The organism is bacterium (assembly GCA_035945995.1).
Lineage (GTDB): Bacteria > Sysuimicrobiota > Sysuimicrobiia > Sysuimicrobiales > Segetimicrobiaceae > DASSJF01.
Window position 1 is genome coordinate 19533 of sequence record DASYZR010000156.1, and the last position, 12288, is coordinate 31820.

At 64.6% G+C, this 12288-nt stretch carries 11 protein-coding genes; 3 read left to right on the forward strand and 8 right to left on the reverse strand.

The annotated features are described in order from the left end of the window. Window positions 1–40 precede the first annotated feature (40 nt). From VGZ23_18455 to VGZ23_18465, 3 genes are all read right to left on the reverse strand, one after another. The gene (locus tag VGZ23_18455; GenBank protein HEV2359576.1) at window positions 41–823 is read right to left on the reverse strand and encodes a 2Fe-2S iron-sulfur cluster-binding protein; all 783 of its coding nucleotides are present in this window, start codon (window positions 821–823) and stop codon (window positions 41–43) included. Then, window positions 823–2553, reverse strand: coding sequence for an FAD-binding protein (locus tag VGZ23_18460; protein HEV2359577.1), 1731 nt, complete (start codon window positions 2551–2553; stop codon window positions 823–825). Before VGZ23_18460 ends, VGZ23_18455 begins: the two co-directional genes overlap by 1 nt. A gap of 290 nt (window positions 2554–2843) precedes the next feature. Next, a complete protein-coding gene (locus VGZ23_18465) occupies window positions 2844–3746 on the reverse strand; it encodes a polysaccharide deacetylase (protein HEV2359578.1) in 903 nt (300 codons plus the stop codon). Window positions 3747–3900: 154 nt separating this feature from the next. On the opposite strand from VGZ23_18465, the gene VGZ23_18470 reads away from it, so the two are divergent. The 3 genes from VGZ23_18470 to VGZ23_18480 all read left to right on the forward strand — a co-directional run bounded on the left by VGZ23_18470 (window position 3901) and on the right by VGZ23_18480 (window position 7438). After that, window positions 3901–5211, forward strand: a complete 1311-nt coding sequence (locus VGZ23_18470) for an MFS transporter (GenBank protein ID HEV2359579.1) — start codon at window positions 3901–3903, stop codon at window positions 5209–5211. 30 nt (window positions 5212–5241) lie between these two features. Then, window positions 5242–6357, forward strand: coding sequence for a ring-opening amidohydrolase (locus tag VGZ23_18475; GenBank protein HEV2359580.1), 1116 nt, complete (start codon window positions 5242–5244; stop codon window positions 6355–6357). 61 nt (window positions 6358–6418) lie between these two features. Continuing rightward, a complete protein-coding gene (locus VGZ23_18480) occupies window positions 6419–7438 on the forward strand; it encodes an LLM class flavin-dependent oxidoreductase (GenBank protein ID HEV2359581.1) in 1020 nt (339 codons plus the stop codon). Here the strand turns inward: VGZ23_18480 and VGZ23_18485 are convergent. From VGZ23_18485 to VGZ23_18505, 5 genes are all read right to left on the reverse strand, one after another. Continuing rightward, complete coding sequence (locus tag VGZ23_18485; protein HEV2359582.1) at window positions 7433–8614, reverse strand: M20 family metallopeptidase; 1182 nt, start codon at window positions 8612–8614, stop codon at window positions 7433–7435. The genes VGZ23_18480 and VGZ23_18485 overlap by 6 nt on opposite strands. Window positions 8615–9347: 733 nt before the next feature. Continuing rightward, window positions 9348–10121, reverse strand: a complete 774-nt coding sequence (locus VGZ23_18490; protein ID HEV2359583.1) for an amino acid ABC transporter ATP-binding protein — start codon at window positions 10119–10121, stop codon at window positions 9348–9350. Continuing rightward, a complete protein-coding gene (locus VGZ23_18495; protein ID HEV2359584.1) occupies window positions 10118–10849 on the reverse strand; it encodes an amino acid ABC transporter permease in 732 nt (243 codons plus the stop codon). The genes VGZ23_18490 and VGZ23_18495 overlap by 4 nt, the downstream gene beginning before the upstream one ends. 51 nt (window positions 10850–10900) lie before the next feature. After that, the gene (locus tag VGZ23_18500) at window positions 10901–11737 is read right to left on the reverse strand and encodes an ABC transporter substrate-binding protein (protein ID HEV2359585.1); all 837 of its coding nucleotides are present in this window, start codon (window positions 11735–11737) and stop codon (window positions 10901–10903) included. A gap of 32 nt (window positions 11738–11769) precedes the next feature. Then, a partial coding sequence (locus tag VGZ23_18505) for an aminotransferase class IV (protein ID HEV2359586.1) occupies window positions 11770–12288 on the reverse strand: 519 nt, incomplete at its 5' end.

Below are 12288 nucleotides of genomic sequence, written 5' to 3' on the forward strand. Positions count from 1 at the left end.
ACCTGCCGGCACAACGGCTTACCGTCCGCGCCGGCAGGGTCTAATCCGATGGAGTATCGATCGAGCTCTCAGTCTGATCGCCGAACGATCGTACGCTGTTGCGTCCGCACTTGTATTCGGGCGCAGGGCCGTAGCCCGTGTAACCCTCTCTCGCGCAAATTTCCCGGAGGCCTGCGATCGCCACTTCCTTGATGGGAATGCCTGCCGGACACGCCGCGGTACAGTCGCCGCAGTCGGCGCAGTGGCCGATCCCGCCGTAAATCGCGTGCGCGCCGCGCTCGGCGCCGTCACGAGGATCGAACGCCCACCGGGCGAGCTGCACCAGGGCCGCGGGGCCGGCGAAGCGTTCGCTGACGGTGGGACAGACCGCAACGCACAACAGGCATTCGATGCAGTTCATCATGGTCGCGGCGCGCCGCATCTCGACGCCTGTGAGGGCTTCGGGGAAGCCGGCGTAGGGGCGATCCGCCGGCCGGTGAAGAAACGGCTCGAGCCGGAGAATCTCCTGCTCGTATTCGTCCCGATCGACGACAAGATCCCGGATGATTCGGAAGCCTCCAAGCGGTTCGATGGTCATCTCGGGTTCCGCCGGTTCCCAACAGGCCAGGCACGGCCTGCCGTTCACGATCATGGCGCAGAGGCCGCACTTCTTAACACCGCAGAGCCAGCGGTAGCCGATCGCTTGGCCCAGGTCCTCTCGAATCGCCTCGAGGACGTCGAGCACGCGCATATCTTTTTCATGCGGCACCACATACGTTTCATAGCGCGGCGCCGAATCCACGTCGGGCGCATACCGGTAGACGTTCGCCTTAACCGTGTCCATCAATAGTCCACCTCGAAGAAGTCGGCCTTGCCTTCGGCGGGGCGCGCATACGGGAGATCCACCGGCAGGTCCTCGAGAATCAGGTCCCCGTTCAGCCGGCGGCCCACGACGTGCCGGAGCCACTGCGCATTGTCTGTGTGCGGATAATCCGCGCGGTAGAACGCGCCGCGGCTCTCCTTTCGATACAGCGAGAAGCGGATCAACAACTCGCAGGCGTCCAACATATCTTCCGCGTCGACCGCCTCCATCCAGTCGTAGTTGAAGCGGCGCGTGAGGGACTGCAGCCGCATGCGCGGAAGCACGTCGGCGCGAATGCGGCCGAGCTTCTCAAGGCCTTCCTGCATGGTCGATTCGCGTTTTACGTAGTTCATGTGAGCCCACATCACGGAGCGCACCCGCTTGATCACCTGCGCCGGCAAGAGTCCATCGCCGGGCTCCGTTCGGAAATAGCTCCGTACGCGCCGGAAATCCCGATCCAGGCGATCCTGATCGAGACGCGGAAGGGGGCGACCGTTGATATAGTCCGCGGCGCGCTGCGCCGCTATGAACCCGTCGTACATGACGTTTGGCAGCCCACCGGTGACAAGAGCGCTGACCGATCCCGCGACAAACAGACCGGGTAGCTCCGATTCCATCGTCCGGCCGTTGACGCGGACGCCGCCGACGTTCATATGCCAGGAGATGGCGTTCTCGATGAGGTCGCGCGTCGGATCCAGGCCCAGTTTCTCGAGAAACTGGGTCTGGTAGATGTATCGGGACAGGACTTCGGGCTCGAAGTGCCGGTAGCTGGTGAAATAATCGCCGCCAAACGCCGCCTTGCCTTGTTGCACCTGTTTCGCCAGATACTTGAGCTGCATGATGTATGGAACGGGATTGTCGGGCAGAAACCGACCGTCAAAGAAGAACTCGCCATCGCGGTTGTGCAGGCGAGTCTGCTGCGCCGTTCCGGGCGTAGGGTTGGGATACAGGTGGAGCCGCATCCACGAACGCGGGCGGGCCAGGTCGGAAGCATGGAACCACTGCATCTCGAGATTCTGAAGCGTGCATCCGGCGCGGAACGCCATGATCCATCCGGCGGCCGTTCCTTCCCGCGTTCCGGTGGACCGCAGGGAGAGATAGTTCGAGTGCCCGGTGGCCAGGATGGTCGCCTTGGCCCGCACCACGACCTGTTCTCCGTTTCGGTAGTCGAGGGCGGTCGCCCCAACGACTTCGCTGCCGGCGGTCAACAGCGATGTCGCAGCGACCTCCTGCAGTACGGTAATGCCGCAGCGGAGGATCTCCTTGCGCATCATATCCATGATGATCTGGCCGGACATCCCCATTTTGGTCGCCCAGGCCTGCGTCCCCCGGGGGAGATCCACCACGATAGATCCATCATCATGACGGAGCAGGTAGAGGCCGCGGGCTTCCAGCCACGGGTAGAAGTGATCGAATGTGAACCGGGCCGCGTCCTTCATATACTCTTGATCGCCGAGGTAATGAGTATATTTGGCGAGGAAGGTCATCGTGCGTCGCTGCCGTTCCTCGTCGGGCTGCGCGGGCGCATCGGGGTCTTTGGGAGGTCCGAACCAGTTCAGATTGCCGGCGAAGATGGAGCAGCCGCTGCGGCCCAGATAGCCTTTAACAAGCATCACAACTTTCAGCCCGCGGCTCTGGGCTTCGATCGCAGCCTTGGCCCCTGCACCGCCACCCCCGATGATCAGGAGGTCCGTGTCGATCTCGTGCGCCATTCCCAAGGCCTCCTTCGCGCCACCGCGATACTGGATCGAGGCGTCACTCCGTGAACACGAAGGCGCGCACACGAATCGGCGTGCTCGTCAGAGATGCCCGGAACACTGAGCGGAAATTTGCATTCTGACGCCTGTACTCCTCCAGGCAAAGATGGACAGCACGGTTCTCTGTCGCGGGTCCACCGCGGCGGCCCCGAAAATGGCTTTGTGCCCTCCCCGAAAACCGCTCGAGGCGGGCGGTGATCCCGCCGTTGAACGCCGCCAACCCCGACGCGACCCGCCCCAGCCGGTCAGGCGGCATGCTCCTTCGCCCAGGCCGCAACCTCGGCGTGGGAGGCGAACCAGACGTTCCCCTTGGCGCGCGCGTGGCGGATGATCTCCTCGAGGATCCAGATGCGCGAGCGGTAGCCGCTGAAGTGCGGGTGCATGGTCAGCTGAAAAACGCCGCCCTCCTCGTAGGCGCCGTCGAACTCGCGCCGGAAGATGTCGAAGACGTCCGGGGGCGGCGTGTAGGGCCGCAGCGATTGGAAGCGGTGCATCATGAAGTACACGGCGTCGTCGCGCACCCATTCCACGGGGAGCTCAACGATCCCGGTGGGCTTCCCGTCCAGCAGCAGCTCGTAGCAGTCCTCGTCCGCCATGAGCGACGAGTCGTAGGCGAGTCCCATCTCCATTTCGATCGCCAGCGTGTTGGGACTGAAATCCCACGACGGCGTGCGCAGGCCCACCGGGCGCTTCCCGGTGACCTTCTCGAGCGCGTCGGCGGACCGCCGCATGAGGTCGCGTTCGGCTTCGTACGGCAAGACCGAGTTCAGCTCGTGAATCCACCCGTGGATGCCGATTTCGTGCCCCTCCGCCGCGACCCGGCGCTGCTCGTCCGGATAGGTGAGGGCGACGACGGCCGGCACGTAGAAGGTGGCCTTGACGCCGTACTTCTCCAAGATCTTGAGGATCCGCGGCACGCAGACGCGGTTGCCGTACTGACCCCAGGACAACCGGCCGATGGACTTGCCCCCGTCGCGCAGCTCGTTCGTCTCGTGGTCCGAGTCGAACGACAGGGCGACCGCGCAGCGCGCGTTGTCCTTCCACGCCGCCGGTTTGAACTTCCGGCCGGCGCGGACCTTGTTGACGATCCGGCGCCACTGATCTTCGGACCACTGCCACGGTTCCAGGGCAGGCGTCTGCGTACTCATGACTCCCTCCCTTGTGGATGCGTCTTGGAAACCGCCGCACCCGGTCGAGCCGCCACCGCTCGTCACGGCCGGCCCGGTGCCCAGGAATTCGCACGGAAAGTGGTGAAGCGTCGCCACGCTCGAGGCTCCTTCAGGGTTGGAGGGAGGATAAGCGATGGCACAGCGTGTCATCATCCCCGGAGCCCAACATACGCCCTCGGAAGCGGAAGCGACAGTCCCGATCGCCGCCGGTGCGGTAGGAACCATCATCGAGTGGTACGATTTTGCCGTCTACGCGTACTTCGCCTCATTCCTCGGTAACAACTTCTTTCCTTCAACGGTGCCCCACCGGTCGCTGCTGCTCAGTTTCGCCGTATTTGGCGTCGGCTTTTTCATGCGCCCTGTGGGCGGGTTCGTCTTCGGCCACTTCGGCGACAAGATCGGCCGCCGCAACGCCCTCGCCGCAACGATCATCCTCATGGGAGTCGCGACGTTTCTCGTCGGGGTCCTCCCCACGTACGCCCAAATCGGCATTCTGGCCCCCGTCCTGCTCGTGGTACTCCGCCTGTTCCAGGGCTTTTCCGCCGGCGGCGAGTGGGCCGGGGCGGCCGCGTTTCTCGTGGAGTACGCACCGCGTCAGCGCCGCGGATACATCGGGAGCTGGCAGCAGGTCAGCGTGGGAGGCGGCTTTCTGCTGGGGTCCGCGATCGCGACGCTGCTCACGTCCGTGATGTCGCCCGCGGCCCTTGCCGGATGGGGATGGCGGATTCCGTTCCTGTCAGGCCTCGTGATGGCGGCGATCGGGCTCTACCTACGGCTGGCCATCGAGGAGACGCCGATGTTCCGCGCGCTCCAAAAGACGGGTGAGATCGCGGCGGCGCCGCTCGCGGAGGCGTTCGGAAAACACTGGAAGCGCCTGCTGATCGTCATCGGATTCACGGTGAGCGGGACGGTCGCCTACTACGTGTTCCTCGTCTACTTCCCCACCTACGTCGCCACTGTGCTGAAGCTGCCGCTGCGCACGGCGTCCACCATCAACACGATCGGGCTGATCGCCTTCTTGATCATGGTACCGCTCCTCGGCATCCTCTCCGATCGCATCGGCCGGCGGCCGATTCTGCTCGCGCACGGCGCGGCGGCGATCATTCTGCCGATCCCGATCTTCCTGTTGATGGGATCGCGGAGCTTCGGCGCGATCCTCATCGCGCAGATTGTCGGCGTGTTCATCCAGGCGCTGTTCTCGGGTGCGTGCGTCGCCGCGTACGTGGAGATGTTCCCGACCCGCGTCCGCTACACGTCGATCTCGGTCCCCTACAACCTCACCGTCGCCGCGTTCGGCGGCACGGCGCCCTTCATCGCCACGTATCTTGTGACCACGACCAAGAACAACCTGTCGTTTACCTACTACCTGATCGCGGCCGGCATTATCTCCTTTCTGACCTACCTGCTGGCGGTAAAGGAAACCTACAGGAGCGAGCTTGCGTGAGGCGCCCGTCGCCGGTGAGGTGACGGTCTGATGTTCGCCGCGGAAGTCTACAGATTCCCGATGGCGTCGCCCGACGATGTCGGACCGCTACGGGCGATCTTCGATAGGGGCGCGCTCAGAGCGGACGAAGTCGTCGCGATCATCGCGAAGACGGAGGGGAACGGCCGGGTCAACGACTTCACCCGGCAGTACGCGGTGGAGTCGTTCGCGCGGTGTCTGGCCGGCTCGATGGGAGCTTCGATGGAAGATATCAGGGGGCGCGTCGCCCTGGTGGGCTCGGGCGGATGCGAAGGCGTGATGACCCCGCACGCCGTCGTGCTGGCGCGGCGCGTCACGCGCGGGCCGGGCGCCGGCGGCAAGCGCCTCGCCGTCGGCGTCGGCTTCACACGAGAGCTTCTGCCCGAGGAAGTAGGCACGCTGGAGCAGGTGCACGCGGTCGCCGCGGCCGTCAAGGACGCGATGACCGGCGCAGGCATTGCGGAAGCCGGCGACGTGAAATACGTCCAGGTGAAGTGCCCGCTCCTTACCTCGGAGCGGATCAACGCGGCCCGCGACCGCGGCAGAAAGGTCAAGACAACCAACACGCTGGCCTCGTTGGGCTTCTCCAACGGGGCCAGCGCTCTGGGGGTGGCCATCGGGCTGGGCGAAATCCCGCCGGGCGAGGTGCGGGAGGCCGACATCTGCGCGCGGGAGGATCTCTTCTCGCGCTACGCATCGAGCTCAGCCGGCGTCGAGCTGATGCACGGGGAGGTCGTGCTCATCGGCAACGCCGCGGAGTGGGACAGCCCCTACCGCGCCGGGCACGCGATCTTACAAGATCTCATCGATGCGGACGGCGTGCGCACCGCGCTGCGCGATGCCGGTCTGGATTTTGAGTGCTCTCCGGGCCCCGCGGACCGCCGCCGCATCGCGGCAGTGTTTGCCAAGGGGACGGTGTCCGTCGACGGCAGGGTACGCGGCCGCCGCACGACGCTGCTCACCGACTCCGATCTGAACACCCGTCCCGCGCGCGCGGTCCTGAATGCCGTCGTGGCGTCGGTCGTCGGCGACCCGGCGGTCTACGTCTCGGCCGGATGGGGATATCACCAGGGTCCCGTCGGCGGAGGCCTGGTTTCGGCGATCGTGCGGGTCGAGGACAAGGGCTGAACCGGGCAACGCCCGGCTGATAGGCCATGACGGGCGCGCTGCGGTTTCGGCTGATCGGGCCGTGACGGACGTGCTCCGGTTCGGAGTGTATTTGCCCGCATACGTGCTCCCCGGCGAGCCGCCCCCCACCGTTGCCTTCCTTCAGGATTTCGCACGGCGAGCGGAAGACCTCGGCTTTGACAGCCTCTGGGTCATCGACCATCTCTTTGAGGCGCCGCCGTCCTACCGCGTGGTGTTCATGGAACCCGTCAGTTCACTCGCCCTGGTCGCCGGCGCCACGCGGCGGATCACCCTCGGGACGGGCATCCTCGTGCTTCCGCTCAGGGATCCCGTGCTGACGGCGAAGATGATCGCGAATCTCGACGCGGCGTCCGGCGGGCGTGTGATCTTCGGCGCCGGCGTGGGCTGGGACGAACGCGAATACAACGCCTGTCAGGTGCCGAAGGGAACCCGGGGCCGGCGGATGGATGAGATGCTCGCCATCATCAAGGGCCTGTGGACCGAAGACGTCTTCTCCTATCGAGGACAGATCTTCAACATCCCGGAGGTGCGCCTGCTCCCGAAGCCGGTCCAGAAGCCGCATCCGCCCATCTGGATCGCCGGCGGCACCGTCCCCGCGGGTACAAGCGGGCACATCACGAAAAGCAAGGGTTACGTGGCCGAGCGTTCCACGCAGCGGGCCGGCCGCCTTGGGGACGGCTTCATGACCGCCTACCGGTCATCGCCGGGCGTGGACATGTCATGCCTCGTCGAAAGCTGGGCCATGGTGTGCCGGGCGGCGCGCGCGGCCGGGCGTGACCCAGCGCAGATCCGTTTCGCTCATCAGGATCACTTGCATATCGCTCTCGACGCCACCCCGGACCGGCTCACGGCGATGCTTGCCCGGTTCAGCCACAACTCCTACGAGGCCACCGCGCCGATGTATCTCATGGGCACGCCGGAGGACCTCATCCCACGCATTCAGGCACGCATCGACACCGGGGTGCAAGAGCTCACCTTCAACCTGCTGGCGCCGGACCCTAACCAGCTCGACCTGTTCGTGAAATACATCCGGCCGCATCTGCGGCCGCGAAAATCATAACGTCTCGAGGAGCCGCGCCACGAGGGCGCACCGGCGCGGCAGCTCGTCGACGACAACGTGTTCGTGGACCGCGTGCGCCCCGTCGCCGAAGCCGCCGATGCCGTCGATCGTCGGGCACCCCGCGGCGGCCGTGAAGTTGCCATCGCTCACGCCGCCGGTCCGTCCCTCCTCGAGCCCGAACCCCAACTCGGCCGCAAGCGCCTGCGCGTGCTTGAACAGCCCGACTATCTCGTCGGTCCGGACAAATGGAGGACGGTTGATGCCGCCCGTGACTTCGACGCCGGCGCCGGAGACGTGCGGCGCGCGATCAAGGATCCGCCGCGCCACGCCCTCCAGCGCCTCAGGTGATCGTGCGCGCAGATCGATCGTCGCCGTTGCCTCATCGGGAATGACGTTTGGCCGCGTTCCGCCCTTCGCCATACAGACGCTCACCGTCACGTCCTTGCTGTAATCGGTCATCGCGTGGAGTTCCAGGATCTGGTGCGCCAGCTCTTCCAAAGCGTTGATGCCCTGCTGGTGCGCGGCGCCGGCATGCGCGGACCGTCCCTTGATCAGCATTTCAAAGCGTCCCCACCCGCTGCGCTCCGTCTTCAAGGCGCCCGTAGGAGCCGTTGAAGGCTCGAGGCACAGAGTCGCGGCGCACGTGCGCGCGAATCGTTCGATGATCGCGCGCGATGACGGGCTGCCGATCTCCTCGTCGCCCGTCAGCAGATACACCAGGGGCCTGCGCGGCGCGCGGCCAAGCCGCCGCAGCACGCGCAAGGCCGCGATGGGGAACACAATCCCTGACTTCATGTCGAAGATGCCGGGACCGTACGCCTTCCCGGACTCGACTCGGTACGGCCGCTCCTTCAACGTCCCAAGGGGCCACACGGTGTCCATGTGGCACAGAACCAATAGCGCGCGGCGATCGCCTTCAATCGGGCTTCGAGGCAGGCCGGCCCACCCGTCGCCTTGCGCCGGCGGTTCCCATCGTCCCACGACGCAGTTCCCATACGGCGCGTTGGGGATCACTTCGACGCTGCAGCCCAGAGCCGCGAGTTGCTGTTCCAAGATCGCCGCCACGCGGTCGACGGCCGCCTTGTCCGTCGACGGCGACTCCACCTCAACGAGCTGTTGGATCTCCCCCAGAAGGGACAACTTTTCAGCCTCTAGCGCGTTGGGCAGCTCGTCCAATCGAAAGCGCCTCCTTCTTGAAACAGACTCAACGTGCAGGCGCAGCCGAACGAAGCACGTCGACAACGACAACCCAACCGCGCCTAAAGGTAGTCGTAGAGGGTCCGTGTTTTACCGAGTCACGATGATCTGCTCTCTTGTCTCGCTTGCCCGAGCCAGACAGGCCGTTGGAGTCCGTTAGCCGTCACCTCTTTCCGTCTGTGCCGCCGCGCGGCCTGGCCTCGTCGATCACGAGCGATCCGGTCCTCACCACCGTCTCCCCATCCAGCGCCACGGTTGGCCGGAGCATCATGGCGTCGAGGTGAATGTTACTCCTCACGCTCCCACCGGAAATACGATATATCGAATATAGGCGTGGGATTCGAAAACCCCTTCTCACCCCCGCGCCGGTTTCAAGCTATCGACCTACGCCCACTTTACGGCCCGCCGACGCCCGGAAAGCCCGTGCCGCTCTCGCGGAATGTCGACGGCAAAAGCGCCGGAATTGACGCGGCTATCGTCGGTCCGTAGCCTGATCTCATTGATTGAACTTTGGGAAAACGAGCGAGAACACCGGGCCTTCGAAAAACCCTTAGGAATATAGAGCCGGCGATCGGATTTGAACCGATGACCTGCGCATTACGAACCCGCAAAGGGCAATTTTGACCGCACGGGGCCGATCCTTCTCTTGCGCGCGTGCATCAGCATTCAATGGCGGCAAGACCCTGAGGCTCAGAAGTCCCGGCGGGAGCGCTCAGCGCGCGAGGATCGCGTCGACGAACAACTTCGAGCGCGAGCTTCGAGGGTGGTCGAAAAACTGCGCAGGGGTTGCTTCCTCCACGATCGTCCCTTGATCCATGAACACGACCCGATCGCTGATCTCCCGTGCGAACCCCATCTCATGCGTCGCGATCAGCATCGTCACGCCGGTGTGCGCCAGCCGCCGGATCACATCGAGGACTTCCTTGATCGTCTCCGGGTCCAGCGCAGACGTCGGCTCATCGAACAACATCACCTTGGGGTTCATCGCCAGCGCACGGGCGATCGCGACACGCTGTTGCTGCCCGCCGGAGAGTTCCAACGGATACGCGGCCGTCTTGTCGGCGAGACCGACTCGCTCGAGAAGCGCCGTGGCGCTGCGTTTGGCTTCATTTTTTCTCGCGCGGCGCACGTGGATGAGCCCCGACATCACGTTATCCATCACCGTCATGTGCGGAAACAGGTTGAAGCTTTGAAAGACCATCCCGATCTCGGTCCGCTGCTCCGCCACGACCCGCTCCGGCAGGGCCACGAGCCGGCCCTGGTGCTCGCGGTACCCGACCAGGTGGCCGTTCACCACAATGCGTCCCCGATCGGGGCGCTCCAGGTAGTTGATGCACCGGAGCAGCGTGCTCTTGCCTGATCCGCTGGCACCGACGAGCACCACAACTTCCCCGGCTGCGACACGAAGCGTGACGCCGCATAATGCATGCACGGGGCCGTAAGACTTGCGCACGTCGAGCGCTTCGATCATGGGTGCTTGGCTCATGTTGGCGTCACCGATTCGATTGCCGGCGGTGCCCCCCAAGATCCGCCCGTCCGGCCGCCCCGGTGCCTGATCGATCTGGACAGCCGGCGCTCGATGGAGTGCTGGACCAGCGTCCACAGCCCAGTGAGCAGCAGGTAGTAGATCGACGCGACGGCAAACAGCTCAAGTACTCTAAATGTGGTTTGAATCGCTTCCTCGGTCGCGCGGAACAATTCCTCCATCGAGATCACGGACACCAAGGACGTGCTCTTGAGCATGCTGTTGACCTGATTGCCGAGGGGTGGAACCGCGGTCCGTGCCGCCTGCGGGAGGACCACGACCCGCATCGCCTTCCAGTATGTCATGCCGAGTGCCTGGGCCGCTTCCATCTGGCCGTGGTGGATGGACTCGATGCCCGCGCGGATGATTTCCGCGACGTAAGCACCCTCGTTCACGCTGAGCGCGAGCAAGGCGGACTCCGCAACGTCCAGCCGGATCCCAAACGCTGGCAATCCACTGTAGACAAACACGAGTTGGACGAGAAGTGGCGTTCCTCGAATCAGTGTCGTGTATCCCGTGTAAAATGCCCGTGCGAGCGGATGTCCCCAGACGCACAGAATCGCGGCAACGAGACCGATCGTGATCCCGCACACCATGGAGACGGCCGTCAACCATACCGTGGTCCACACGCCATGGAGGATGAACCCGGCGCCGATGTAGTGCAAGAACGTTGGCCAATTCCACGACATGACGATGCTGTCTCTGGATTGCTCCGTGGCGGCCTCGGGCCAGGTGGCCGCCTAGAAGAACTGTATGGCCCCAGATTCGAGGTGCCACTGCCCCATGATCTTGGCGTATGTGCCGTCCCCCTTCATAGCGTAGAGCGCAACGGTGAGCGGTCCCGCGAGTGCGGAGTTGGCCGGCGGAATCGCGAGCCCGGTGAACGTCGGATTCTTGCCGCCAAAGGCGATCTCGATGCGGCCGCCGCCTCTCTGTGTAACGTAGTATGTGACGATGGGCTCGTCACCCATCACAACGTCGGCGCGGCCGTCGATGAGCTGCGTATACGCATCCGCAACGGTGGGGAACGTCTTGAGATCGATCGGCGCCTTGCCGTGTGCGATACAGTCCTGGCTCTGGGCCTTAATGACACGCTCGTACACTGAGCCCAGCAGCTCGGCTGCGTGCAAGCCGCAGACGTCCGGCAGGTCCCGCACGTTGTGCGGGTTACCTTTCACAACCGCGGCGCCTTGAGCCGTCAGTCGGTACGGAACGAAGTCCACCGCCTGCGCCCGTTGCGGCGTGATCAGCATTGAGCTGCAGATCACATCGAACCGACCGGCGTCGAGCGCCGGGATCAAACCGGAGAACTGCAGGTTGGTCCATTCGACCCTGAGACCCAGCCGGCGACCGATTTCGTTGCACAGCGCGAAGTCAACGCCCGACATATGGTGATTGGCGTCCAAGAACGTCCCAGGGGGCTGGGTGAAGTCGGCGCCGAACCGGACCACGCCGGCCTTCCTCAGGGCATCCGGCACGGGGATGGCATCGCCCGGTTGCGCATACGCCCCCATGCCGGCAACCAATACCAGCAACATAGCAACGATGCCCGCCACCACAGCCCTATGGTTGATCATTCCCGCCTCCCTTTCTCGTTGTCGACTGCGTATCAAGCCCGCACAGCTTGCGCGGCGCCGCACTCGGATCTCACAAGATTCCGATACGCGGCCAGGAGCTCGGTGGTCACCGGTCCAGGCGTTCCCGGCCCGATGTTCCGACCGTCGACCTCGACGACCGGCACCAGTTCCTGCACGGTACCGGTGGTAAACACCTCGTCGGCTGAATAGAGGTCGAACAACGAGAGATCACCTTCGCGTATCTCCCGGCCCCGTGTTCGCGCCAGCTCAAGAGTTGCGCGCCGCGTAATCCCATGCACGCATGCGGTGGCCCGCGGCGTCATGACGGCGCCTTCTCTAACCATGAAAATGTTGGATGAATCGGTCTCCGCGACGAATCCCGCCCGGTTGAGCATGACGGCACCGTCCACCCCGGCACGGTTGGCCTCGAGTTTGGCCAGGATGCTGTTGAGCTGGTTCGCGCTGTGAACGCTCGGATCGAGGACGTCAGGCTCAGGTCTCCGGATGCCCACGGTACGGAGCCGGATCGGATGCGGCACCTCCGCAACAGG